This window comes from Paenibacillus sp. RU5M (assembly GCF_900221055.1).
Lineage (GTDB): Bacteria > Bacillota > Bacilli > Paenibacillales > Paenibacillaceae > Paenibacillus > Paenibacillus marchantiae.
In genome coordinates this window covers 247,021-273,697 of sequence record NZ_OBQM01000008.1, presented here as the reverse complement: position 1 = coordinate 273,697, position 26,677 = coordinate 247,021, and the positions used below count along the sequence as shown (strand labels likewise).

Genomic DNA, 26,677 nt, shown 5'->3' with positions numbered 1-26,677 from the left:
TGTTCGCTTTTAAGCTTTTATCCACTAAAGTAAATATAACATATTCACCCTTTTCAGTCAAGCCGACTCTTATCCCCCTTAAAAAAAAGAATCCTGCAGTCAGTCACCGGATTTCGGCTCTGTACTGCAGGATTCTTATAATAATGTTTGTTTACGTTGTACGAGTCTTTTCCCTTACAGGAGGTAATAGCTTGCTCATATTCACCGTACGCTTGATTTCCCATGTTTCCGGCTTGTCATGTTCATATTGCTCCAGATACAGGATGACTTCCTTCGTGATCGGTGTTGGTGTAGATGCGCCCGAAGTAACCGCCACCTTATTCACACCTTTCAGCCATTCCTGCTGAATCTCAGCCACATCTGATACACGATATGCCGTTACACCCGCAATTTCCTCCGATACTTGTGCAAGTCGGTTGGAGTTATTACTGCGAGGATCACCGACAACAATGACCAGATCGGCTTGCCCTGCCTGTTCAGCAACAGCTTCCTGACGTACTTGGGTAGCCAAGCATATCTCATTATGAATTTCTGCGCCTGGATACTTCTCCAGAAGACGGCTCATAATGTGTTTAATGTCCCATTGGCTCATCGTTGTCTGATTCGTAATAAGGATTTTGCCGGGAGGTACGTTCAGTCCGTCAATCTCCTCTTCCTTCTCGATCAGATGAACATGATTGGGTGCAACACCAACCGCACCTTCAGGCTCTGGATGGCTCTTTTTCCCGATATAGATAATGTCATATCCTTCAGCCGTCTTCTCTCGAATAAGGTCATGGGTTTTGGTTACATCCGGACAAGTTGCATCCACTGTAGTCAAACCTTTATCACGTGCCATCTTGCGCACTTCCGGAGATACACCATGGGCAGTAAAGATCACTGTTCCGCTCTCTACTTGGCTCAAAATATCAATCCGGTTCGGTCCGTCCAGTGTAATAATGCCCTCATCTTCAAAAGAGTCCGTCACATGTTGGTTATGCACAATCATACCCAATATATAAATAGGCCGTGGTAGGTCCAGATTGCGTGCCGCCTGGCGCGCGAGCACCATCGCATCCACAACTCCGTAACAATATCCCCGCGGCGAAATTCGCAGTACTTCCACTTGGTTGCCACCCGCTTTCTTTCTCGGCAAAGATAGCCGATGTAATTGCAGTCCTTTCTATTATAACCTTATTCGATAGGCGGAGCAAAGACAACCGGCAACCAAATGATAAAGGTCGTTCCTTCTCCACGTCTGGTTACAACCTCGACAGATCCTTGGTGTTCCTCAATGATCCACTTGGCGATCGACAGTCCCAGACCTATACCTGGTGTGGCACCGCGCGACTCATCTGCCCGATAGAACCGGTCAAAGATAAATGGAACTTCATCCCGATCCATTCCGATGCCCGTATCACTGATGCGCAGTCCTACCTGACCTTTATAAAGTATTGCATCAAGCGTAACCGAGCCATCTGGAGTGTACTTGAAAGCATTCTCGATAAAAATAAACAACATTTGCTGCAAATAGTCCTTGCTGCCGTTCACATAAATGCCATTCAAAATCGATAGATCACCTGGACGCCAGTCAGCCTGGTGATCAAGGAATTGCGATCTGCGAGCCACTTCCTGCACCAGAATCTGCAACGGGATCGGATTCAGTTCGATTTTCTGTCCTGTATCGGCTCTGGCCAAAGACAACATGTCACTGATCAGTCTGCTCATGCGTTTGCCTTCATCCGCCATGTCCTCTATCGCTTCAAGCGACATTTGTTTAACCGTTTCTTCGTCCAGATTCGGTCGGTCCGTGCTCTCCTGATCCCACAGCTTCTTAAGGAAGTCCACATTGCCACGGATCGTGGTCAGCGGTGTACGCAGCTCATGTGAAGCATCAGATACAAATCTGCGCTGAGCTTTATTCGTCTCCTCGAGCCCGCGGAATGACAGCTCTGTTCGTTCAAGCATATTATTAACTGTTTCAATCAGACGTCCAATCTCATCCTTTGGACCCGTGTATTGAATACGCACACTAAGGTCATCCCCGGACTGAATCTGATTAGCGGCATCAATCACATTGACGAGTGGACGCATCGATTTACGAGCCAGAATCAGACCCGAAGTAATGGCAAGCGCCATCGCTACAAGCCAGCCAAAGACCAGAATATTTCGCAGAGCCTCCAGCAATCGTTCCTGGGAACTAACATTGGCACCGACTTGAAGGAGCCCCCTTATTTCATTGGTCCCCTGAAGAGACAAGGGCTGTTGATTCACCAAGAAAGGGGTCCCATTGACATAGATCTTGGATATGCCACGCTTTTTCTGAATCTCATTGGATTTCACAACGGGAAATTGAATCTGAAGTTTCTCCATATTGCCTGAGATTTTACCAGATCTGCTCTGGTAGTCCCACAACTGGATGTATATCTGAGCTTCCTGAAGCTGACTTTCCGTAAAAGGGTCCAGGTCCAGCGACTGTGAGAGCGGATTGACACCAATCTGATTCGTAATTCGTTCACTTTTATCTTTCAGTTGCTGTTCCACTTCTTGATACGTATTAAAATAAACAAAAGCGTAGATCACAACTCCCCAAAAAATGAGTACGGCTGCCAAGATGCCTGAATACCACGCGGTTAATCTTAACCGAATGGACATGTCAGGAGTCACCCCTCAAAATATAGCCGGCTCCCCGGATCGTCTGGATCAAACGTTTGCCGCCGTATTCTTCGGTTTTTTGTCTGAGCATGGCAATATACACTTCGAGCACATTGGATTCACCACTGTAATCATAACCCCAGATTTTATCCATAATCAGATCACGGGACAGCACACGTTTCGGATTTTGCATGAACAGATTCAGCAATTCGAACTCCTTGGCAGTCAGTTCCAGACGCTGACCGTCACGCAACACCTCACGAGAATCATTATCCAGAATAATATCCTCATACATAAGTCGATTATCAGGCGTGTCTGCTATATCCGCTTTACGACGCAATAAGGCACGGACACGAGCCAACAGTTCTTCAAGCGCAAACGGCTTCACGAGATAATCATCTGCACCTGTATCGAGCCCAATTACCCGGCTCTGTACTTCATCTTTGGCAGTGAGCATTAGCACGGGCACTTTGCTCCCCGCTTCTCTGAGTCTGCGGCATACTTCAAACCCGTCAATTTGCGGCATCATGACATCAAGAACCACGATATCCGGCTCTTTATCCATCAGCTTACTGAGGCCCTCCGCCCCATTCGAAGCTGTCTGTACCTCATATCCTTCAAAAGCAAGTCCCCGCCGAAGCATGGAAACGATTTTTTCATCATCATCAACAATCAGAATAGTTGAGCGCATGGTCTTTCTCCTTTATCCCTTAACGTTTTAATCTTATTGTAACAGCCAAAAGCGCAATCTGCATCTTTCCAAACACCTTGTTGCTTTGCGAGTCAGACCTTGATGGAGTACAAACGAATATAGTGCAAAAAAAGCGAAAGGGCCCTCGAACCCTTCCGCTCTTCTAAACCTTATTCTATAACCCATAATTCGGCATTATGGTTGTTGTTGCTGTTGATCCGTCGTTTGTGTAGTATCATAATCGTTTTTGTTGCCGATTTTGAGTTTCACATCCATTTTTTTACCGTCCCGAACAACATTCAGTGTCACTTCACTGCCAATTTCCTGTTTCTTGATGAAATCAATCAAATCCTGACTTGTGCTGTATGCTGTGCCATTGGCACCTGTGATGATGTCATAAGCACGCAGGTCTGCTTGGTAAGCAGGGGATTGATAGATCGTGCTGGCTACAACTGAACCTTCAGTGATATCCGTTCCCATCTGTTTAGCCACTTCAGGCGTAAGGGCCATCAGAGATGCACCAATGAACGGTACGGGCTCTTTGGGAACTTCTTTATTTTCTTTCAAATATTTAACCGCATCCGAGATTACACTCGAAGGAATGGCAAACCCAATACCCTGGGCATCCGCGCTAACCGCAACGTTCATACCAATGACTTCACCATTCAGGTTAAGCAATGGTCCACCGGAGTTACCAGGATTGATGGAAGCATCCGTTTGTAACAAGTGGCTGTACTCACGAGTTTTGCCGGTTTCTTCGTCCGGAATGCTGATGGTACGTTCTTTCGCACTCAACACACCTGCAGTAACTGTGTGTTCAAATCCTTCCGGGTTACCAATAGCTACAAGCCATTCACCAACTTGAGTACTGTTAGAATCGCCCAGTGGAGCGACAGGGAAAGCATCATCGCCACTGTTTTTCTCAATTTTCAATACGGCAAGGTCAAGGTCGAAGCTGCTTCCCAGCAATTTTGCTTCATACGGTTTGCTGTTGTTCTCCAGCGTTACCTGAATCACATCTGCACCCTGAACCACGTGTTGGTTCGTCAGGATGTAGCCTTCTTTGTCAAAAATAAATCCGGAACCAATGCCGAGCGGAACCAACTGATTGCTGCTTTGTTGCTGTTGCTGCTGATTATTTTGGCCTTGGTAGCTATCTGTTCCACCATTGCTTCCGTTACCAAAGAAGTATTGGTACAATGGATCGCTCATCGTAGAACCACCCTGGCTGCTGCTGCGTGTAGACTGCTTGGCAAGTGTTTCGATTTTGACGACAGCCGGACTTGTACTCGTTACTACAGAGGATACATCCTCTTTGCCCGTTGGCAGTAATGACGCTGTCACGTTATTGCTGCTGCCTGAGTTAGTAGGAGAAGATGACTGACTGGAGCTTTCATTGTCTGCACTTGTCAGTGCTTCCTGTGGTGTAAACATGTTTGTTCTGTCCGCTGTATACATCAGCACTGTAATGACCAGCATCCCGGCGATAAAAGAGAACAGGAGCGATCTTACGGAAGAACGTGGCCGACGGTTATTATAATTCCAATTCCCATTGTTCTTGCCGCCGTTCCCCTGATCTCCTCCGTTGCCTGAACCATTGCCGCCGCCCCCTCTGGAGGACGTATTAGCTTGATCAGATGATTCGTTATTGTAATTACTGTAGTAAGTAGGTACGGGCTTCACGGGTTCAGGTCTTGTAATCTCTACATTTCCTTCTTCACGTTGATTATTTTCCCCATTATGACTTGCTGTATCTTCCTGATTCACGGACTGAAAAGGTCCGTAAGAATAATAATAGGAGGAATCGTCCGTCCCTGATGAATTGCGATTCTCCGCTTGTTTAGTTTCATTTTCCTCGTCTTGACGGTTCGCTCTGTAATTACGTTCGTCCATGCCTCTCTACCTCCCAATCTCTTCTTCGCAAGAGATATTCTTTAACTGTCCTTATTTTGTACTTTAAACCTTAACCGTACCTTAAAAACAATTAAAAAGGAGATAAAAGCACGCTGTTATAGAACATTTTTCCCGCCAAATCTGCATTCTAACCCTTATTCTTCACCCAGCCCTGACGATGAGCGTAGATTGCCAGCTGTGTCCGATCGTCCATTTCACATTTCATCAGCAGATTGCTCACATGAGTTTTGACGGTTTTGATACTAATATGTAGTTCTTCCCCGATGTCCTTATTGGTCTTGCCCTCTGCAATCAGCAAAAGCACTTCCTTTTCCCGTTCCGTCAGGCCGGATTCGTTCTCTCTTGCTGTGCGCTGCCTGATGCCACGGGTCAATGCCTGTGATACGTCGCCTGTCATTACAGGCATACCTCGGTATGCTCCTTGCAGAGCGTAGATCAACTCTTCAGCAGATACTGTCTTCAGCACATAACTGACGGCACCGGCTTCAATCGCTTGTACCACAAGGTCATCCTCCAGAAAACTGGTCAGCATCACAATTTTCATCCCTGGAAATTCGGTCATAATCGCTTGTGTCGCTTCCGCGCCATTCATTACCGGCATCATCAAGTCCATCAGGATCAGATCAGGCAGTTCGTTTTCTCCCAGCTTGCGCAGCTGATTCAATGCATCCTGTCCGTTACCCGCTTCCCCCATCACATGAAATGTAGGCTCCAGCATAAGATACGTTTTTAACCCCATCCGCACCATATCATGATCATCCACAATCATTACATTTATTATTCCGCTCATTCCGTTTCCCCCTCTGGTTCTTTCGGGAATTTCGGGATGAATACCCGCACCGTCGTCCCCGCTCCCGGCTTCGATATAATCTGAACCTGACCCCCAAGCTTCTCTGCCCGTTCACGCATCGTTGATAACCCGTATGAACCAGGACGTTCTGCTTGCTGTAAAAACCCTTGACCATCATCGCTAATGCTCATGCTGATCTGATGTTCACTCTCTCGTATGGACAGGCTGACCAGACCCGCTTCCGCATGTTTGACCACATTAGCGACCGCTTCCTGAATAACAAGAAACAGCTGGTGCTCGATGGCATCGGAAATTCCGCCATCCAGTTCCAGCTCTTTCACTCCTTTTAAACCATTCTGCCTGCAATAATCCGGGAACCAGCTATCCAGCGCTTCGCCAAGATTCCTTCCCTCCAACTCCACTGGGCGAAGCTGAGCGATAAGCCCACGCATCTGCCGCTGTGCGATATGCGACATCTGAATAAGTTGCTCCAACACTTTGCTACCATGCTCGGGATTCATCTCCAGCAAACGTGGTAAGGAAGAAGCCGACATATGCATGGCAAAAAGCTGCTGGCTGACCGTATCATGCAAATCTCTTGCCATCCTTTTGCGTTCTTCAATCACAGCGCGTTCGGATGCCTGTTCCTTTTCAATGACTTCCTGCTCACCAAGCCGCTGAAGCAATCTCATTTTTTTCTCAATCGAATCCATCATGACATTGAATTCCTGATATACCCGTCCGAAGGAGGCATCATCTGCCTCAGGCATACGAACAGCGAGATTGCCCTTAGACACTTTCAGCATGTTGAGATCCAGAAGATCAATCTTGCGTTGAAGCCGTAAGGCGGCAATATAGCCCGTGATTACGGTAGCCAGGAGTACAACAGCAACATAGGTCCACGCACGCTGACGCCCTGTTCCCATCAGCACTTCCCCGTACAGCAAGTAAAACCCGCCCAAAGTAATGAGTCCGGTCAGCGCAAAATACATCATCAGTTCCCACTTATTTGCTTTGAGAATCGTTCGAATCATGCGTTAACCCACCTTGTTCACTTTGACATCTCCAATAAACACACTAACGACAATCCGTACTTTTTTTCCTGCTTCGCGATAATGCGCCGTTTCAGCCTGAGCACTGCTTAGGAATCCACCCCGTTTTTGATTTAACAGCGACATGTCTCCAATAAACGAGTTCGTCGTTACAGTCACACCCAGATCCATATCTTCCGGTACAAATACCTTCACATCCCCGATAAAAGAGGAAATGTTAATCTTCGTCTCACCGTAAGGTATTTGCGCCTTCGTCAAATCAATCACCGTATCGCCAATAAATGCCGAAATATTCATCGGTTTCAGGGAGAACACTTCCTGTCCCATATACATATCACCGATAAATGCCGATTTGTTAATTGTATTCCCATGGCCACCATAGTAATTCGGATCATCATCATAGTGGTCATCGTTATCAAATGTTCCATATTCCTTTTTACTTGAACCGTAACCTTTATGCTTGTGATGATGATGTTGATGTTGATGTTTATGATGGTGTTGATGTCCGTGTGTTTTAGGGTCTTCCTTATCTGTATAGAATGAGCCATGTGAATCATTCTTGTGTTCCTGTTCCGGTTTGCCAAATGTTTTCTCGAACTGTTCATCAAACGAAGACGGCATTTCCAGGTCCTCAGGGGACAATGGCTTATAAGGTGGCTCCGGTGGAGGAGGCGGTGGTACTTGGTCATGGTGTTTCCGGTCACGACGACGGGGTCCGATCAGAACGAACAATCCCCCACCAATCAGCATTACCGGAATTAGGTAGCGAATGAACTCGCCCATGGAATAATCAATCCACCCCAGATTGCGTGCCAAGAAGTATCCACCAATCGCCAGTACAATGGCCGGTCCAATCAATGCATGACTCCCATTACGCCGAATTTCGGTTATACCTTTTACACCCCACCAAATCAAAAATAACGGCCAATATGTTCTGAACATGTATCCGATATCTATGTCATATCCCAATTGCCTGAACAATATTATTGCGCCAATCGCAATAAGAGGAATGCCAACCCACCAGCGGTCCCGCGTAGATCGTTTCATCGCTCATGTCTCCTTTGTCTGTATTCTGTATCCAGTTTACATCAGACAAGGATTGGTTAACAGCGGCGGCAGATGGAATTGATCTCAGTCTCCAGACCGAGACGGAAGGGTATTTATGTAAAATATTAAAAACACCCTGGAGAAATACTCCAAGGTGTCTGTGCATTGATTTACTTTTGTGATTTGCCTGTGTTCTCAGTACCGAACTCAGCATTGTATTTTTCATCAGGTGTTTGGAAGTTATCCTTCACTTTGTTTTGGTGCGATTGTTTCACTTTGCTTGCTGCATTCTCTTCTCCAAACTCTGCATTGTACTTCTCGTTTGGCGTTTGTGAACCTTGAGATTTCTTAGCCACGACGATCACCTCTCTCTTCATATTTACATTGCATGTCTGCAACGCGGGGTTCGTCCCCAGAGAGTATTATGTGAAGAGTGCGCGTGCGTTATTCATGTATTAAAATTCATCATCATTATACGGCCTTGTCCAGCCATGAATCGGGTACGGATTTGTACACATCGATGGCTTCCGATAATTCTTCCAGCATTTTTTCAGTGCATTTTCCAGCACCTTGTTTGATCACCTGTACTTCGACGTCCTTTTTGCCCCATTCTTTATACACTTGCTTTGTGGTAGGGAAATAAAGATCAATTTTATTGCCCTTGATCGCCGAGCCCGTGTCTGCAACGATGCCGTAACCGTAACCGGGAATATATAAAATGGAACCCAGTGGGAACAGCTTCGGATCAGCTGCAATCGTTGAGACCGTTTCTTTATCACGGCGCACCTTTACACCTGAATACGTGATTCCGTATTGAGGATGTTTTGGGCCTTTTCCGGTTGATTCCACACCTGCAGTGTATCCGGTAGCCGTCACTTTATGCGTGTCCAACACCTGTTCTGTACGCGGAGCGAGCACCGGCATGGATGGGTCAACTCCGGTCTGCTTCTCCGGAACTTCCGGCCGTGGAATAACAATAGGCTGTGGAGACCATAAAAACCCCATATAGACCAAGGTTGTGAGCTGAGCCTGATCGCTGTATTCATAAACTGCCGTTTCAGAATGTACGCCTTCAAGCTCTCCTGAAGTTTCGCTGTGCTGATTCTCCACATACATGACTTCATTTTCCTCTTCGAAGGTATATGCTTCTACCTGATTCCAGCCCAAGACTACTCCGGCGAACATTACACAACAAGAGATGATTAACCTTATGTTTTTCTTTTGAATTAAGAATTGCTTTTTCATTATAGAACCTCCCCCTTACTGCAAAGGTTTTCCAAAATGAAAAAATTCTATACTTTTCACCTATTAAGGCTTTTAAACCGGATGTCAGAAAACCAGAAAACAAAAAAAAAACCGTCTGAACCCTTGGATTTACTCCAATATGATTCAAACGGTTTTCTATTATAGAACCCACAATTCAGGATTACACCAGTCTTGTTGCAATCTCTTCTTTGAGCTGGGCTACAATTTCGTCCACAGGTTTCATGCCGAGGTCGCCTTCTCCACGTTTCCGCACAGATACACCCTCTGCATTACGTTCATTTTCACCAACGACGAACATGTAAGGCATTTTCTCAAGCTGTGCTTCACGAATTTTATAACCAAGCTTCTCGTTACGCAGATCCGCTTCAGCAGAGATGCCTGCACGTTTCAGTTTCGCTTCCACTTCACGTGCGTAGTCGTCGAAGTTGCCGGATACAGGAATAACCTTCGCCTGTACAGGAGACAACCACAGTGGCAGAGCCCCTGCAAAGTTCTCCAGCAAGAATGCAGTGAAACGCTCCATCGTACTGATTACACCGCGGTGGATAACGACCGGACGATGTTTCTGCCCATCATCTCCCACATATTCAAGCTCAAACCGCTCTGGTAAGAGGAAGTCCAATTGAACGGTAGACAATGTCTCTTCTTTGCCCAGTGCTGTCTTGATCTGAACATCCAGTTTTGGACCATAGAATGCCGCTTCGCCTTCTGCTTCATAGAATGGAAGGTTGAGTTCTTCCACAACTTCACGGAGCATGCGTTGGGACATCTCCCACATCTCGTCATTCTGGAAGTATTTCTCGGTATCCTGAGGATCGCGATAGGACAGACGGAAACGATATTCGTGAATGCCGAAATCTTTATAAACCGTTTGAATTAGCTCAATAACACGAGCGAACTCTTCCTTGATCTGATCCGGGCGTGCGAATATGTGAGAGTCGTTCAGCGTCATCGCACGTACACGATGCAGACCTGTCAACGCGCCCGACATTTCGTAACGATGCATCATGCCAAGCTCGGCAATCCGGATCGGCAGATCACGGTAGCTGTGCATGCTGGACTTGTACACCATCATGTGGTGAGGACAGTTCATTGGACGAAGAACGAGTTCTTCATTGTCCATAACCATTTTCGGGAACATGTCATCCTGATAGTGCTCCCAGTGACCTGATGTTTTGTACAATTCAACATTACCCAGCACCGGTGTGTACACATGCTGATATCCGAGGCTCTCTTCCAAATCCACGATATAACGCTCCAACGTCCGGCGCAGCTTGGCACCATTAGGCAACCAGATTGGCAGACCTTGTCCAACCAGTTGGGAGAATGTGAAGATTTCGAGTTCCTTACCCAGTTTACGGTGATCCCGTTTACGAGCTTCTTCCAGGAAGTGCAAATGCTCATCAAGCTGTGCTTTTTTCACAAAAGCTGTACCGTAAATACGTTGCAGCATTTTGTTTTTGCTGTCTCCACGCCAGTAAGCACCGGCAACATTCATCAGTTTGAATACTTTGATTTTGCTGGTGGATGGTACGTGTGGTCCACGACACAAGTCGAAGAATTCACCTTGCTCATAAATAGTGATAACACTGTCTTCTGGTAAGTCACGAATCAATTCGAGCTTGTAAGGATCGCCCACTTCTCCGAAGATTTTGATCGCTTCCTCGCGGCTAACTTCCTTACGCACAATCGGCAAGTTCTCATTAACAATACGTTCCATTTCCTTCTCGATCTTTTGCAGATCTTCGGGATTGAGAGGTTGTTCCAGATCCATATCATAGTAGAAACCATCTTCAATGACAGGACCAACGCCGAGATGTACCTCTTTGTTTCCATATAAACGCTTCACAGCTTGAGCGAGCAAGTGAGCTGTACTATGACGCATCACTTCCAGGCCTTCTGGTGAATCCAGTGTTACGATCTCCACCAATGCTCCCTCTTGAAGTGTTGTGGACAAGTCCACCACGATTCCATCCAGTTTGCCGGCTACGGCATTTTTGCGAAGTCCGCTGCTGATCGAAGCGGCCACATCTTCAATGCTGCTTCCGTCGGCATACTCACGAACCGAACCATCGGGTAGTTTAATGTTAACTGCCATTTGTCTCATTCCTCCTGTAAATTCAACCTCTGTCCATACATGATCATGGATGGATAATCTATTGCTGTTCCTGCAATTTTTGCAAAGGAACGCAAAAAACACCCGTCCCGGCAAAGGGACGAGTGTTGTATACTCTCGTGGTTCCACCCTAATTCAGCTGCTTCATCCGTATTGGAAGTACAGCCCTCATTGGCATGACGGTAACGGGCATGACCCGGCATATCCTTACTCATGGATGACTACCTGTATTATAGAGGCAATATTTATATCCATTTTCAAAACTGCAGCTACAAAGGGGTAAACCAAACGTGGCATCCGGAGGAAATTTCAGCCTAGTTCCCTCTCTCTGCACTGACCGTGCGTATGGTTCTTGTCTTTGTCAACGCTTTTGTTTATTGTTCCATAACAACCTCAAATAAATATCATGGATCAACAGTTATTATAATTGCCGATATCACTTGCGTCAAGACCTGTCAACAATCCGGAGCGCAGCACTTCACACTCAGGGCAATGATGGCATAATTGCACCTTGTCTTCAAAGATCTGACGGATCGTAGAGATGATAGGCAGATCTGGAGTGCGTGTATGCAGCATGACCTTTTCAGGCGAGATGGAGATCAGCGTACTCACGATCATGTCTTCGATATCCATTTCCAATTCAAGTCCAGGCATCTCTACAACGACCTGTTCATCCTTTTGTACGGGCAGCACATTAAGCGCAGCATCCAATACTTGAAATTCATGCAAACCTTTGTGTATCAAATGTACAAGAGGTACTTTCGCCTCCTGAAAGAACACAAAATATTTGAGTAGCCCCATAAACTCTTCATATTGACGATCCATCCAGAATTCATCCAGCGCATATTCTACCAGCTCATGAAGTTCCTGCTTATATGGCCGAATCCGGAAATTAAGAATGCCTTCAAGATGAAAAAAATGCACCTCTTCCAAATCTTGCTTCAAACCATTGGCCAAAGTGGTACGGCGACGCTCGCGCAGGCCTGGCTGATCCAAGTCACCATTGAATAATAAAGGCATGCAAATCCGATTTACCTTCTCCACCTCATGTTCATCCATGACTGAGCAGGCCTTTGAGATCATCTCTTCCACCATAATACGTTCACGTGTATCCATGATGTAATCTGCAAGTCCAGTGGCAAGCAAATCACTGATCTGAGGCAGCCACTGCTGGAAGTCAGCGTGATTCTCATTGCCTCTGCATACCCAGGCCGCTCTTCCGTCATTATGTTTGAAGGTGAGCCGAAATCCTCTTTTGCTTATATGTAAACCTTTGGTTTTTTCCTTCACACAACGATAAAATTGATCCGCTTCCTCCTGCCCTGATACATCGGTCCATACGGCGAACAGTTCCATAAGAATCACTCCTTTCCTTCCTGTTCAAAGTATATGGCAAGGCTGATAGGGATATACGAAGCGGATTGATGGAAAGCGTGTCATGATTTCTCAGTATATTATCAATCTGTTTGGAGTTAAGACAAAAATGTGTTATTATTTTTATAACAGTATGTTTCACGGAAAAGGGGGGAAGCCAAAATGAGACAACAACCAAGAATACTCCGTTACGCTTTTATTATCATTTTGTGCGTATTCCAAGCGTTGTCCTTCCCTATTCCGATGCAGTCGGAATCCGCTGTCGAGGTAACCGTTGAGACGACTTCCAACAAGGAAGTGCTTGTCCACACATTGGAGTCTCAGCAGAAACCTGCCATTCGCAAATACCCACAAGTCATGTCGAAGTTGATTGCGGTCACGCATAACAAACCTGTCTTTCTTGTGCTCGCTTTGTTGCTAATGCTGCGAATTCCTACACCGCGTCTACCCTTTAAACCGTTGATTTGTCTGTTTAAACGCAGATTATTTCTGCTACCCATCAAATTCACCAGTATGTATGTATCTCCCACCCCTATAGCACCAAAATACGTGAACGCTCTTAACTAGCCTTTACACCGTATTTTAGGTTGCTTTGCATGGAGACACCTCTGTCTGATAGACGGTGTGCTTGTGCATAACTTTTAACCCTTTTAGCAAATGTTAGATATCGATCAGCCTCATTGGCAACACCTATTTGTTAGCATCTATTTTGTTATCCCCATTTTCATTAAAAATTCACAACACAAGGCTGTGTGTCAGGAGTCCCTGGCTCTGTTTACCCGCATCATTTAATGTTCCTAAGTTCAGCTGTTCATTCTATTTTCGGGAAATAAGCCTGTCTTCTGTGGCCAGCCCTCAATTTAAGGAGGCATACTATCCATGGATGTACGCGAAACAGATTTGCCGGGAATCGGCAAGAAATTTCAGATTGAAACGAGCAGTGGAGATAAAATTATTGTCATTATTCACGATGACGGTCGCCGGGAAATGTACCATTTTGAGTACGATGATCCAGACCAAAGCATCTCCATGATTACACTTGATGACTATGAAGCAAGACAGATTGCTGCCATCGTTGGTGGATTGACCTATAAACCAAAGCAGCTTGAAAATATTGAAGTAACGTTTGACGATCTGATTATTGAATGGTACAAAATCGAGCCATCCTACGGATGTATCGGTAAATCTATTGGTGAACTGGACGTACGTCAAAACTCAGGGGCAACGGTTATTGCCGTTGTAGAGAAGAATCACAAAAAACATATCAGCCCCGGTCCGGAGGTCGTGATTAGTGCAGAGTCCACGGTAGTAGCCGTTGGCGAACGCAATCAGCAGAAACTGTTTAAATCCCTCCTCCTGACTGGAAGGGGGTAAATAGATGGATCATTTGATATTCGAAGTAGGTCTGGCCCTTGTGCTCATTGCGGCAGCCGGCCTTTTATCGGCAAAACTAAGATTTTCGGTCGTTCCGTTTTATATTCTGATCGGGATGGCTGTTGGGCCACATGCTATGAAAATCTGGCATCTGGACTTCCGTTTCATTGAAAGTCAGCCGTTTATTGAGTTTATGGGCCGCATTGGTATTCTCTTCCTGCTCTTCTATCTAGGGCTGGAATTCTCGGTTGGTCGTTTGATCAAATCGGGTAAATCCATTGCAGTCGGCGGGTCTATCTATATCGGGATTAACTTCACGCTGGGATTAATATTCGGTTTTATGTCCGGTTTCCCAGTTGCAGAAGCACTTATTATCGCAGGTATAACTACCATCTCTTCCAGTGCCATCGTGGCCAAGGTACTCGTGGATTTGAAACGAACGGCCAATCCTGAAACAGAGATGATATTGGGTATTATTATGTTCGAAGATGTATTCCTCGCTGTATATATCTCGATCTTGTCCGGACTTGTGCTTAGTGATTCATCCTCCATCGGAGGCGTCATCATGTCCGCACTTATTGCTCTCGGATTCATGCTTATCGTGATTATCCTTGGACGCAAAGCAACACCGCTACTAAACAAATTGCTTAAAATTCGATCGAATGAGCTATTCTCTCTCGTTGTATTCGGAGCCTTGTTCCTGGTAGCCGGCTTCTCTGAAACCATTCATGTTGCCGAAGCGATTGGTGCATTACTGGTTGGTCTGGTGCTTGCTGAAACAGAACACGCGAAACGGATTGAGCACTTGATTCTACCGTTCCGTGACTTCTTCGGAGCAATCTTCTTCTTCAGCTTTGGATTGTCCATTGATCCGTTGTCCTTGGGTGGCGAAGCCGTATGGTTAGCTCTGATTGCAGTTGTTATTACATTGTTCGGTAACTTCCTAGCAGGTATGATGGCCGGACGCAGTGCAGGACTATCGCCCAAAGCATCGGCGAATATTGGATTAACCATTGTGTCACGGGGTGAATTTTCCATCATCTTGGCCAACATGGGTAAAGCCGGAGGACTGTTGCCAATGATTCAACCGTTTGCCGCGCTCTATGTCCTAATTCTGGCCATTCTGGGTCCTTTATTAACCAAAGAGTCCAAACATGTATTCCGTTTATTGGATAAAATATTCAAGTTCAAGGATCCTCGGAAAAAGAAAGAAGAACCAAAGGTTCTGCAGAAAGAAGGATAATTCCTTATGTCTGTACAGAACAGACACACTAACGTACTTCGCGGCTCTTACGCCGATCTTTCTGTGACTAACCCAGGGAGAATGGCTCGAAAGCCGCACTAAGGAGGATGACCTATGAAAGCACCTCTGATATCGGCTAATCCGGTGCCACAAACCGCCAAGACCAGATTATCATCTGCCCGTCGCATGTTGAATTTATTGTTTGTAATAGCGGGTGGAATTCTGGCCTCCGTGGGACTTGAATTGTTTCTACATCCCAATAAGATCATTATTGGAGGCATTACAGGTATCTCTTCGTTGTTCGCCCACTGGACCGAAATGAGGATTGGTTTGTTCCTGTTTTTGTTCAACGTTCCGTTTATCTTTCTGTCCTATAGACTCGTGCAAAAGAAATTCGTACTGGTCACTGTTCTGGGTTTGGTTGTCTTTTCGATTGGTGCCATTGTGCTTCATCCCATGCCGCCGCTTGTCGAGCACCCACTGGCTGCCGCCATGTTTGGCGGATTATGTCTCGGTCTAGGAATCGGTCTAGTCGTGCGGTATGGTGGGACACTGGATACGCTGGAAATCGGTGATCCGTCCTCCCGTCCACCTGAACGTGTATTTAGCGGGAAACGGATGCTTATCGAAAAAATAATCATGCTGCTCAACTTGTTGATTCTAACCGCCGCTGGTGTTGTCTTCGGTTGGGATCAAGCGATGTACTCGGTAATTGCTTATCTCATTGCATATGAAATGGTGTATATTGCATTCCGCGGATTCACAGCTAAGCGCAAAATATGTATTTTAACTACACAAAGCGCTCAAGTTGAAAAAGCCATCCGTAAACGGCTGCGCCGTGAACCTGGAACATTGGCTGCTTCAACGGATCCAGGGCATCCAGCTGTCGCTGAAGGTTGGATCCAACACGTTCCGGGAGCGCTCTACTATGAGATTCATTTCCTCGAAATGATCTGGCTCAAATCCATTGTGCGTCATATTGATCCACATGCAGGTATTGTGACAAATCCGGAAAAATAATAGCTCATGTAAGTTGAACTAAAGATATTTACACTGACACTACGATGACAGAACAACCTTCCAATCGCTGTTATCCCCAGATTTTTTCGATTCCCTTTTCTGAAGGGAAAAATCCGGGGATAAAGGCGAACGCTTCGCTTTTTCAGGTTTTTTTCTGTCCTCTTCGTTATCGTGTAATTTTAATTCAACTTACAAAAAACGCTCTCTTCCCCTATGGATGGACAGTATTGTCCAGTAAGGTCAGAGAGCGTTTTTTTCTGTTATCAGACTTACTTGTTATTATAGCTCAACGATGGCTTTGACTACATGTGAATCTGGCAATAACCATTGATCTATTGCAGTAGGTAACTCATCAAATTCCACTCGGTGTGTGATATACCCATCCATGCTTAATTTCTTTTGACGCAAGGTCGACAGGACTTGTTCAAAATCTTCACGGGTTGCGTTTCGACTGCCCAAGATACTCATCTCCCGCTTGTGAAATTCGGGGTCATGAAAGGTAACATCCGCTTTCACCAGTCCCACGAAAATAAGTTGACCACTATGAGCAACATATTGAAACGCCTCATTCATCGAATTCACGTTACCTGTTGCATCGAAGACAGCTGTAGCATAGTCGCCTCCCGTAATTTCAGCCACTTGTTGTACAGAATGTTCATTGGCCTGTACCAGATCATCCGCTCCAGCCCAAGTCCGGCTAAGCTCCAGCCTGTCCAGATTACGATCAACGGCAATGACACGCGCCCCCGCCTGTTTGGCAAATGCCATCACACCCAGACCAATCGGTCCAGCTCCAATGACAACAACCTGTTCACCAGGCCTTAGTGCTGCTCTTCTGACCGCATGAGCACCAATACTGAGCGGTTCTACCATCGCTGTTTCATCCAGTGTAAGTCCTTCGGCTTGGATCAGATGGGAGACAGGCACAACGATTCTCTCTCGCATGCCGCCGTCCACATGTACACCCATCACCTGCATGGACACACAACAATTCGTTTTCCCTGATCGACAGGCGATACAATGCCCACAATGCAAATACGGAATAATACTTACCTGATCCCCAGGCTGTAATCCTGCCTCGTTCGGACCGATTTCTTCAATAACAGCCGCCAGTTCATGACCCAGAACACGAGGATAGGTAAAGAATGGCTGGTTGCCTTTGTACGCATGCAGATCTGTTCCACATATCCCAATCCGCCGAATGGCAACCAACGCCTCTCCTTCTGCTCGTTCCGGTTGAGGCAGGTCCTGGAGCTTCAATTGATCTATTTCTTCACATACAATGGTTCTCATCGTTGTTCCCCCTTGGGTGCTTCTGCTGTCGTTTTGCTTAGCTTCGTATTATATTCAGGTCGTCCGCTTGACCACGTCTCGTTATGCAATGGAGCCAGAATGCGCAGCACTTCATCCAGCAGGATCTGATCGATCGGTTCCTCTACCCAGGCTGCATTATTGAGGATATTACGCTGGCTGGCACTGCTCACCAGTGTTGTCGGAATTCGTTCATTCGACGTGGAGAATTGCACGGCCAGCTTGGCAATGTCATTACCTTGTTCTGTACAGAAGCGGGCAGCCTTCAGGCAGAGCTGTTTCACCTGATCATCTGCCGGATGCCAGGCAGGAGCCCCTCGGGTACTCAACAAGCCCATAGAAAGAGGCGAAGCATTGACGAGGCCAATTTCTTTTTTTTCCAACAAGGGCAATAACGACAATAATGAGGTATCATTCAATGAATAATGACAATACGAGATGATCGCATCCGCATCGATCTGTGGCAGAACCTTCTCGAACAACGGTAGGGGCAATCCACAAATCCCTGCATGGCGAATGACTCCCTGCTCCTTTAGGCGGAGTAAGGTTGGGAAAGCTTCTTCAATAATAATATCGGCCGAGACAAACTCAATGTCATGCAAGAACAAGATGTCAATATAATCGGTATGTAGTCGATCCAGACTCTCTTGTACACTATCATGTATCCGCTTACGCGAAAAATCAAATGCATTCTCCCCATAACGTCCAGCCTTGGTCGACAACGTAAACGAGCTACGTGGCAAACTACGGATGGCTTCTCCAAGCACCGATTCAGCCTTCGTTAATCCATAATAGGGCGAAACATCTATATAGTTCATCCCTGCATCTACAGCGGCGTGAACCGTACGGACACCCTCACCTCGGTCAATATCACGAAATACTGAACCTAGAGAGGATGCTCCAAAGCTCAGTACAGGTACTTCCAATTCCGTCTTCCCAAGTCTTCTTGTTTTCATCGGCCTGCCCCTTCCCAGCATGTCTGCTTACTCACGTGTCCTTTCATTGTAACAGTTGAATTTCAAACTAAAATATCGCCAAATGCGTAATATGTACTGTTTGATGATCTTTGAATAATCGCTTGGTGTGAAGTGAAATTAAAAAGTCCGCCGATTCCCCCTTAAAGAGTAATCAACGGACTTCATATCCAAACTGACTGAATGATTCTTATCCATTCAATTCATCAGCGTGATGTACTATAAAATAAATATTAGTTCTGCATTACAAAATCTTGTTGAATGGCATTATTCTCATCAAACGTCCGCAGGATGTCATATCTTGTGTTACGCTGTGCTGGAATATAACCGGACTCCCGAATCAGTTGCGTAATGGAACCAATGTTGACTTTGTACGTTGCGCCTGCAGCAGATACCACGTTCTCTTCAATCATGGTGCTACCAAAGTCATTGCAGCCAAATTCGAGTGATTTTTTGCCGACTTCAGGTCCCATCGTTACCCATGAGGATTGAATGTTTTTGATGTTGTCCAACACCAGTCGACTGATCGCTACCGTCTTCAGGTACTCTTCTGGCGTCTGACGCTCCAGCTTCAGATTCGTATTATCCGGTTGGAATGTCCAAGGAATGAACGCCAGGAATCCTTCGGAATCATACTTGTTCGCAATGCACTCATCCTGAGCTTCACGTACACGAAGCAGATGCAGTGCGCGCTCTTCCATCGTTTCACCAAGGCCGATAACCATCGTTGCCGTTGTGTTCATACCGATACGGTGAGCTGTCTGCATAACGTCCATCCAATCGCGCCATGAACCTTTCAAACGGCTGATTTTGCGGCGTGTACGGTCATCCAGGATTTCCGCACCACCACCAGGCAGAGAATCGAGTCCCGCTTCGTGAATTGCACGTACAACCTCTTCCAAAGTAAGACCGTCGGACACTTCAACCATTTTCATAATTTCAGCTGGCGAGAAGGAGTGCATCGTAATATTAGGGAAACGCTCCTTGATCGCTTTGAGCAGGTCAGTGTAATAGCTAAACGGCAGATTCGGATTCGTTCCGCCTTGCATCAAAATCTCGGTACCATTTACGTCTTCGGTTTCTTGAATCTTCTGGAAAATGACTTCATCGGGAAGTACATATCCTTCGTCAGAGCCAGGTCTGCGGTAGAAAGCACAAAAACGGCAGTACACATCACACACGTTCGTGTAGTTGACGTTACGCCCAATTACAAATGTTCTGTATGGTTCGGGGTGCATGCGTTTTACAATCACATTGGCGGCGGCCCCGATTTTGTCTACTTCATTTGATTCAAACAGCTGAATCGTGTCTTCCAAGTCCAAACGTTCGCCCCGAAGGGCTTTATCTAAGATACGGTCTACCGTACTCATCGTAAAAAAGCCTCCCTCATGAAGAGAAAATATAATCACGATCCGTCCCAACTTGCTCATATAGATGAAAGTTTTGGTGGCAACATCGCATTTCTGTACTCCACATATCGTAACACAGGTTACATGTGAAAAAAAGCACCTTATGAGAAGGTGCTTTAAAAATTAATAAAAATGTTTACATATGCTATCTAATTTCATTTCTTTTTCAGCGGGCTCTAACACCCGTGTTTCAATACTGTTCGATCCTACGAGTCCTGAAGTGCCTGATCCAGATCTGCAATCAGGTCATCGATGTCTTCCAGACCTACAGAGAAGCGCAGTAATCCGTCAGTTATACCCCGATCACGACGAACCTCAGCCGGCATAGCCGCATGAGACATCATCGCAGGATAAGACAAGATACTTTCAACCGCACCCAAACTCACGGCAACAATTGGCAATTTCACACGATTAAGTACTGCCTTGGCCCGATCGCCTGAACCAACGTCAAATGACACGACTGCCCCGTATCCGCTTGACTGACGTTCATGAGCTTCACGGCCGGGATGATCCAGCAGCCCCGGATAAAATACAGCCGTAATATCACTGCGTCCACTAAGCCATGCAGCCAGCTTCGCTGTGCTCTGTTCACTGTGGGCCATACGCGCACCCAAGGTTTTCATACCACGCATCAGCAGCCAGGATTCCTGAGCCCCGAGCACGGTTCCAAGTCCATTCTGCAATTGTTTTAGCTGTGTACCCAATGAATCCGTACGAGCAACGGCTAAACCTGCCAGCACATCACTGTGTCCGCCAAGAAACTTGGTCGCACTATGTACGACAATATCCACCCCGAGCTCAATCGGACGTTGGTAATAAGGCGTCATGAAGGTGTTATCAAGAATGGAGATTAACTCATGTTCCTGTGCCCAGGAGGTGACTGCAGCAATATCCGTGATCCGAAGTGTCGGGTTGGATGGTGTTTCCATATAGACTGCCTTCGTATTCGGTTTGAGCGCTGCTTTCACTTCATCAATATTGGTCATATCCACAAAGGTAGTCTCAATCTGCATCCGGCTCAGAATGGAAGTAAGCAGTCGATACGTTCCTCCATATACATCTTCCGTCACAATCATGTGATCGCCTGCCGAGAACATCATGAACACACTGGAGATGGCAGCCATGCCTGAGGAATAGGCAAATCCGCGTGCCCCACCCTCCAATAATGTAATGTAATCCTCCAATGCCTGACGAGTCGGGTTACCGGAACGACTATAATCATGTTGAGGTGGATTAAAAATATCAAAATGATGGAATGTGGAGGCCTGGTAAATTGGCACACTGGAAGCCCCGGTGGTTTTATCGATTTCATCACCGAAATGCAGCAGCTTGGTATCGAACTTCAGGTCGGAATGAACATTCCGTTCATGATTGTTGGCATTATTGTTTTGCTCACTCATGATGCGTTCCCCCTTCTATCTCCTGCTGTGCAGCTGTGAGTGCATTGCCCAGATCGGCAATCAGATCTTCGGCGTGCTCGATCCCTACAGAGAAGCGCAACAGACGGTCATCTACACCTACAGCGTCACGAATTTCAATCGGAATATCCGCATGGGTCTGTACCGCAGGATAAGTCATCAATGACTCTACACCCCCGAGGCTTTCCGCAAAAGCAATCAGTTTGATGTGACGAAGCAACGGTTCAACATAACGAGCATCCTTTACTTTGAAAGAGAAAATGCCTGTATTTCCACTGGATTGTTTATTCTGTATTTCAAATCCGGGATGATCCGACAAACCAGGATGATACACTTCATTAACGGCTGGGTGCTCCAAAAGGTACTTGGCAATCGTCAAAGCATTATACTCATGCCGCTCCATGCGAAGAGCGAGTGTCTTCATGCCTTTCATCAGCTGATAGGAGTCGCTTGGAGACAACACTGCTCCAATAGAATTGTGCAGGAATGCCATTTCGGCCGACAATTCTTCCCCTTTGGTAATAATTAATCCGGCAAGTACATCATTATGACCACCCAGATACTTCGTGGCACTATGGATGATGATATCAGCACCGAGTTCAATTGGACGCTGGAAGAATGGAGTCAGTAGTGTATTATCCACAATGGTCAGCAAGTTATGGCTCTTGGCCCAGGAGCATACCGCTTCCACATCCGTAATCATCATTAGTGGATTGGTTGGTGTCTCAATAAATACCGCTTTTGTATTCGGTTGACGAATACTTTCCAGAGCTGCCAGGTCATTGGTATCTACATAACTTGCTGTCACACCAAATCGAGACAGGATGCGTTCAAGCAAACGATACGTTCCGCCGTACAGATCCAGCGATACAATCAGATGATCCCCTTGTCCAAATAAAGCGAAAATCGTTTGCAAAGCAGCCATGCCGGAGCTACAGGCAAAACCTGCATCACCGGATTCCAACGCTGCCGCTGCTTCTTCCAACACTTTACGGGTTGGATTGGTCGTACGAATATAATCAAATCCCGTGCTTTGTCCAAGCTTTGGGTGGCGAAACGCAGTGGATTGATAGATCGGAAAATTAATGGCGCCCGTTACCGGTTCATTGATAGACCCAATTTGGGCCAATCGACTTTCGATTTTCAACTTGTTGTCTTCCATTGCAGCATCCTCCTGTAATGTCGATTAGATTTGCGGACCAATATCGTAAGGTGTCTCTTGATACACATAGTAATTGAGCCAATTAGAGAATAATAAGTTTGCATGTGCCCGCCAAGTGGCCGGGGGAACACGGGAAGGATCGTCATTCGGGAAATAATGTCTAGGCAGCGCAATGTCCATGCCTTTAGCTGCATCACGGTCATATTCCCATTTCAATGAAAGCGGGTCATACTCAGCATGTCCGGTTGCAAAAATCTGTTTGCCGTCTTTGGTAGCAACCAGGAAAATACCCGCTTCCTCAGATTCAGCCAATATTTCAAGGTTTTCATTTTTTTCAATATCTTCACGTCGCACTTCCGTATGGCGGGAATGCGGGACGTTGAATACTTCATCAAATCCGCGCAGCAACTGTACATTGGATCTGTTGATCGTATGTGAGAATACGCCAAAACATTTTTCATCCAGCGGAACTTTGGGAACTCCGAAATGATGGTATAAACCCGCTTGGGAAGCCCAACATATATGCATGGTCGAAGTCACATTGGTTTTGGTCCATTCGAAGATCTCCTGGATTTCTTTCCAATAGTTCACGTCTTCAAAGTCCATTTGCTCTACAGGAGCGCCTGTAATGATCATGCCGTCAAAACGGCGGTGTTCAATCTCATCAAAGGTTTTGTAGAACAAGTCCAAATATTCCTGGGAAGTATTCTTGGACGTATGAGACTTCGGATGAACCAGAACGATATCTACCTGAATGGGTGTGTTACCCACCAGACGAAGCAATTGTGTTTCTGTCGTTTCCTTTGTGGGCATCAGGTTTAATATAGCGATACGTAGTGGACGAATGTCCTGCTGGTAAGCAGATGTCTCGTCCATGACAAAGATGTTCTCTCCTGCAAGTACTTCCTTGGCAGGCAGTGTGTCTGGAATTTTGATTGGCATGGTGTTTCTAACTCCTCCTTGTGCATAAATAGATGCAGCCACTGCGGAATCGATACGATTCGCATCCGTACAGTTATAGGCTGCCATGAGCTTGCCTGCAGGCGCTGAATTGCAACCACATTGCTGGCGGCAAGCTCAAGTTCCTTAGCGAAAATCACTGCTGAGAAGTCGGTGCATATAACAAAGACCTTCCTCGGATTCCGAGAAAGGTCATATGTAAATAGATATGCGCCTCTCTCATCTCTCAGTTACAACAGTGTCACTTGGACACTTGGTCGCTGCAAGAATTAGCACCGTGCGGTATACCGCCGGTTGCCGGGTTTCATCGGGCCAGTCCCTCCACCTACTCTTGATAAGATTTCGCTTTATTCAATTGTAAATACTAGTGTGGTTCACCTTTTACTTTAAGACATTAATCCCCTCACGTCAAGGTGTAGTTCAATGTCTGTTCCTCAGGATCGGAACCGTTCATCATCCGTTGTCATACACTGCTCCAGGGCGCGAAATCGACACATTTTTGCGCTTGAAAGGACCCTGTACCAGCGGTATACTAGACAAGTGTTATAAACCCTTATGTGAGAGGTGACATATTCAATGGATGGCGACCCGAGGCCTGACTGGCAGCCGAATTCCGACAAACTGCATAGAGAATTGATATCAGCATGCCGGCAGCGGGACGTTACTTCCGTTTGATTATAGAGCGAACGCAGTCCTGACTTCCAGGCTCCGCTGCCGACCGGCTGATCTGTTCTTTTTGCGCCCATATTGATGAAATCCGCCCATTTGGCGGGTGCAGAAGGAGTAGATGAATAATGAAAATCCGGTTGGTAAATAACGGTGTATTTATTCCGGTGGACGACATTCAGCAGGCGCTGACTCCACCAGCGGAGGGGTTTTACTGGATTGATGCCGACGTAGACGATTTGGCGGTACTTCAACCGCTGTTCATGATGCATGATCTGGCCGTGGAAGACTGTTTGAGTGACGAAGAACAACGTCCGAAGATTGAAATTTATGAGAGCCATTATTTTATTGTTATTAATAGCATTCGTTTTGATGATGAAGAGATTTTTTTACGTGCCGTCAACTTGTTCCTTGGCAGACACTTTATTATCAGTGTTACCAAACAGAAAGTTAGCGAATTGCGAACATTGAAACCGATCCTATGGGAACAGGAAATCAGTACGCCGGATAAGCTGCTGTATCTGCTGGTTGACTTGATTGTTGATAATTATTTCACCGTAGGTGACCGAATTGAAGCGCGTATCGAGAAGCTAGAAGAAGACATTTTGATGCACACCAAGAAGTCTCATCTGAATGAGATTATCGGGTTGCGCAGTGAGATTTTGTGGCTGAAGAAAGTGCTGGGACCTCAGAAAGAGGTCATTAACACACTCAATAAAAAAGATCTGCGTCTTATTGATGATCAACTGCAAAAGTATTTCAGTGACATTTATGAGAATGCTGTGAAAATATCCGAAACCTTTGAGACTTATCGCGACCTGATGGGGAACTTACGAGAAGCTTACCAATCCAGTATCGCCAACCGGGCGAATGAAATCATGCGTGTGTTCACCGCCATTACCACGGTGTTCATGCCGCTGACCGTTATCACTGGCATCTATGGGATGAACTTCACGAACATGCCTGAGTTGGACTGGAAATATGGTTATTTCGTGGTTATTGGCCTAATGGTTACGCTGGGCCTAAGCATGTTCTTTATTTTCCGCAAAAAAGATTGGGTTTGAAATAGCAAAAGACGAAGCGCTCCACTTTTGGAGACGCTTCGTCTTTTTTTATAATTAGTTTATTGTATGACAACTAACGTCCTATTTCCAATCTAGCCTGCATTCTGCTCTGTCTCTGTGTGACGACGAAACCGGATGCGAATCATGCGCAGTCTTTCGTAGACCTGCTCCAGATTGCTCCCGCCAGTCTTCTCTTCTCCATACACCTTATGTAACACGGGCTTCAGAAACGTATCTCCCAGCTCCTCGTAGGCGCTCCATACCGCCTCTTGCTCCTCTTCGGGCATGACAGCAAGCTCCGCATCGAGTAGACAATCTGTGTCATACCCCTCCAAATCCAGTGCCTCTAACAGTTCAATTAGCTCCCGACGGGACAATCCGGAACGATTCACGATCTCCTCTAACGTATATCCTTCTTTCATCCCTTCAAGTACCTGCTTCCGTGTGGTAAATCTGTCTAGCTCCTGCTTGTATTTCTGCTCTCTCTGTTTGTACAACCAGCTCTCATATTCTTGTTCCTTCAGAACCGAGTACACCCACTCTAGCGGAAAAGATGTGGAACGTTCCAGTCCATTCGTAAGCTCCAACCATTCAGCTCCGTACTCGGAAGCCTTGCTCTCTCCTACGCCAGGCAGTTGCATCAATTCATCGATGGTTTGTGGAACAAATGCACTGATCATGCGTAACAACCGGTTTGTTGCAATAAAATAGGGGGCCTTCCGGTCAGACGCTGCTCTCTTCCTGCGCCATATGCATAGGTCCATATACAGCCCCTCATTGCCATATAATTCACTGTAACAATGAAGACGTTGACCGCCATAACTGCGCGACTTCAAATCATCATTTTCGTGAAACATACCCTGCAGCAACGGACGATATCCTTCGCCCATCTGTATGGCTAACTGATGACGATAAACATTTAACAGCTCGTCCCACGAACTGCCAGCATACCAGATGTCATCCGTTCGATCTCCTTCCTCATATCGGCTCCATCCCAGATGCCACGCTCCTTCTTCTTCACCGATCCACAACTGCGCATGCTCTTCATTCTGACCTGACATTCTGGATAATCTGTTCATGAAAATGACTTCCATTTCTTGTCCCTCCTTCAATAGTTCAGCTCGACACAGTCTGTTTTGTGCTAAATTAAGCAACAAAAAAACACCTCTCCTGCAAAATCCATGCAAGAGAG

The 26,677-nt window shown here is 46.2% G+C and carries 24 protein-coding genes and 1 riboswitch; of the genes, 5 read left to right on the top strand and 19 right to left on the bottom strand.

Annotated elements, in window-relative coordinates:
• Positions 1–151: 151 nt before the first annotated feature.
• From CRO25_RS22785 to CRO25_RS22730, 12 genes are all read right to left on the bottom strand, one after another.
• Positions 152–1,105 carry a 4-hydroxy-3-methylbut-2-enyl diphosphate reductase gene (locus CRO25_RS22785; protein WP_063564241.1) on the bottom strand — a complete coding sequence of 318 codons (954 nt, stop codon included), beginning with the start codon at positions 1,103–1,105 and terminating at the stop codon, positions 152–154.
• Between the two features lie 68 nt (positions 1,106–1,173).
• Positions 1,174–2,634: a cell wall metabolism sensor histidine kinase WalK gene (locus CRO25_RS22780; protein WP_063564240.1), complete on the bottom strand. Its 1,461-nt coding sequence runs from the start codon at positions 2,632–2,634 to the stop codon at positions 1,174–1,176.
• 1 nt (position 2,635) lies between these two features.
• A complete protein-coding gene (locus CRO25_RS22775) occupies positions 2,636–3,325 on the bottom strand; it encodes a response regulator transcription factor (RefSeq protein WP_063564239.1) in 690 nt (229 codons plus the stop codon).
• 195 nt (positions 3,326–3,520) lie between these two features.
• Positions 3,521–5,218 carry a S1C family serine protease gene (locus CRO25_RS22770; RefSeq protein WP_079696553.1) on the bottom strand — a complete coding sequence of 566 codons (1,698 nt, stop codon included), beginning with the start codon at positions 5,216–5,218 and terminating at the stop codon, positions 3,521–3,523.
• A 148-nt stretch (positions 5,219–5,366) separates the two neighbouring features.
• Complete coding sequence (locus CRO25_RS22765; RefSeq protein ID WP_072734028.1) at positions 5,367–6,029, bottom strand: response regulator transcription factor; 663 nt, start codon at positions 6,027–6,029, stop codon at positions 5,367–5,369.
• The gene (locus CRO25_RS22760) at positions 6,026–7,063 is read right to left on the bottom strand and encodes a sensor histidine kinase (protein ID WP_079696552.1); all 1,038 of its coding nucleotides are present in this window, start codon (positions 7,061–7,063) and stop codon (positions 6,026–6,028) included. The genes CRO25_RS22765 and CRO25_RS22760 overlap by 4 nt, the downstream gene beginning before the upstream one ends.
• A 3-nt stretch (positions 7,064–7,066) precedes the next feature.
• The gene (gene liaF, locus CRO25_RS22755) at positions 7,067–8,128 is read right to left on the bottom strand and encodes a cell wall-active antibiotics response protein LiaF (protein WP_079696551.1); all 1,062 of its coding nucleotides are present in this window, start codon (positions 8,126–8,128) and stop codon (positions 7,067–7,069) included.
• A gap of 170 nt (positions 8,129–8,298) precedes the next feature.
• A complete protein-coding gene (locus tag CRO25_RS22750; protein ID WP_063564337.1) occupies positions 8,299–8,484 on the bottom strand; it encodes a hypothetical protein in 186 nt (61 codons plus the stop codon).
• A 115-nt stretch (positions 8,485–8,599) separates the two neighbouring features.
• The gene (locus tag CRO25_RS34185; protein ID WP_079696588.1) at positions 8,600–9,133 is read right to left on the bottom strand and encodes a 3D domain-containing protein; all 534 of its coding nucleotides are present in this window, start codon (positions 9,131–9,133) and stop codon (positions 8,600–8,602) included.
• Between the two features lie 421 nt (positions 9,134–9,554).
• A complete protein-coding gene (thrS, locus tag CRO25_RS22740) occupies positions 9,555–11,492 on the bottom strand; it encodes a threonine--tRNA ligase (RefSeq protein ID WP_079696550.1) in 1,938 nt (645 codons plus the stop codon).
• 5 nt (positions 11,493–11,497) lie between these two features.
• The gene (locus CRO25_RS22735) at positions 11,498–11,725 is read right to left on the bottom strand and encodes a hypothetical protein (RefSeq protein WP_063564233.1); all 228 of its coding nucleotides are present in this window, start codon (positions 11,723–11,725) and stop codon (positions 11,498–11,500) included.
• Between the two features lie 196 nt (positions 11,726–11,921).
• Positions 11,922–12,866 carry a putative sporulation protein YtxC gene (locus CRO25_RS22730; protein ID WP_064639434.1) on the bottom strand — a complete coding sequence of 315 codons (945 nt, stop codon included), beginning with the start codon at positions 12,864–12,866 and terminating at the stop codon, positions 11,922–11,924.
• 180 nt (positions 12,867–13,046) lie between these two features.
• Here CRO25_RS22730 and CRO25_RS22725 point away from each other — a divergent pair, with 180 nt between their 5' ends.
• The 4 genes from CRO25_RS22725 to CRO25_RS22710 all read left to right on the top strand — a co-directional run bounded on the left by CRO25_RS22725 (position 13,047) and on the right by CRO25_RS22710 (position 16,521).
• Positions 13,047–13,451, top strand: a complete 405-nt coding sequence (locus tag CRO25_RS22725; RefSeq protein WP_063564231.1) for a hypothetical protein — start codon at positions 13,047–13,049, stop codon at positions 13,449–13,451.
• 312 nt (positions 13,452–13,763) lie between these two features.
• The gene (locus CRO25_RS22720) at positions 13,764–14,258 is read left to right on the top strand and encodes a cation:proton antiporter regulatory subunit (RefSeq protein WP_053780467.1); all 495 of its coding nucleotides are present in this window, start codon (positions 13,764–13,766) and stop codon (positions 14,256–14,258) included.
• Between the two features lie 4 nt (positions 14,259–14,262).
• Entirely contained in the window at positions 14,263–15,501 is a 1,239-nt protein-coding gene (locus tag CRO25_RS22715) for a cation:proton antiporter (protein ID WP_063564230.1), read from the top strand.
• A 114-nt stretch (positions 15,502–15,615) separates the two neighbouring features.
• Positions 15,616–16,521, top strand: coding sequence for a YitT family protein (locus CRO25_RS22710; RefSeq protein ID WP_063564229.1), 906 nt, complete (start codon positions 15,616–15,618; stop codon positions 16,519–16,521).
• Positions 16,522–16,800: 279 nt separating this feature from the next.
• On the opposite strand, the gene CRO25_RS22705 is transcribed toward CRO25_RS22710, so the two are convergent.
• The 6 genes from CRO25_RS22705 to metA form a co-directional block, all read right to left on the bottom strand.
• Entirely contained in the window at positions 16,801–17,814 is a 1,014-nt protein-coding gene (locus CRO25_RS22705; protein WP_079696549.1) for a zinc-binding alcohol dehydrogenase family protein, read from the bottom strand.
• Positions 17,811–18,788, bottom strand: coding sequence for an aldo/keto reductase (locus tag CRO25_RS22700; RefSeq protein ID WP_079696548.1), 978 nt, complete (start codon positions 18,786–18,788; stop codon positions 17,811–17,813). The genes CRO25_RS22705 and CRO25_RS22700 overlap by 4 nt, the downstream gene beginning before the upstream one ends.
• A 251-nt stretch (positions 18,789–19,039) precedes the next feature.
• Positions 19,040–20,176, bottom strand: coding sequence for a cyclic dehypoxanthinyl futalosine synthase (mqnC, locus tag CRO25_RS22695; RefSeq protein ID WP_063564227.1), 1,137 nt, complete (start codon positions 20,174–20,176; stop codon positions 19,040–19,042).
• Positions 20,177–20,421: 245 nt separating this feature from the next.
• Positions 20,422–21,615, bottom strand: a complete 1,194-nt coding sequence (locus tag CRO25_RS22690) for a PLP-dependent aspartate aminotransferase family protein (RefSeq protein ID WP_063564226.1) — start codon at positions 21,613–21,615, stop codon at positions 20,422–20,424.
• A complete protein-coding gene (locus tag CRO25_RS22685; protein WP_053780460.1) occupies positions 21,608–22,795 on the bottom strand; it encodes an aminotransferase class I/II-fold pyridoxal phosphate-dependent enzyme in 1,188 nt (395 codons plus the stop codon). The genes CRO25_RS22690 and CRO25_RS22685 overlap by 8 nt, the downstream gene beginning before the upstream one ends.
• A gap of 24 nt (positions 22,796–22,819) precedes the next feature.
• The gene (metA, locus tag CRO25_RS22680; RefSeq protein ID WP_063564335.1) at positions 22,820–23,737 is read right to left on the bottom strand and encodes a homoserine O-succinyltransferase; all 918 of its coding nucleotides are present in this window, start codon (positions 23,735–23,737) and stop codon (positions 22,820–22,822) included.
• A 234-nt stretch (positions 23,738–23,971) separates the two neighbouring features.
• A riboswitch (SAM riboswitch) is annotated at positions 23,972–24,096 on the bottom strand.
• A 453-nt stretch (positions 24,097–24,549) separates the two neighbouring features.
• On the opposite strand from metA, the gene corA reads away from it, so the two are divergent.
• Complete coding sequence (gene corA / locus CRO25_RS22675; protein ID WP_053780458.1) at positions 24,550–25,485, top strand: magnesium/cobalt transporter CorA; 936 nt, start codon at positions 24,550–24,552, stop codon at positions 25,483–25,485.
• Between the two features lie 92 nt (positions 25,486–25,577).
• Here corA and CRO25_RS22670 read toward each other — a convergent pair whose 3' ends face one another.
• Positions 25,578–26,579 carry an HRDC domain-containing protein gene (locus tag CRO25_RS22670; RefSeq protein ID WP_079696547.1) on the bottom strand — a complete coding sequence of 334 codons (1,002 nt, stop codon included), beginning with the start codon at positions 26,577–26,579 and terminating at the stop codon, positions 25,578–25,580.
• Between the last annotated feature and the right edge of the window lie 98 nt (positions 26,580–26,677).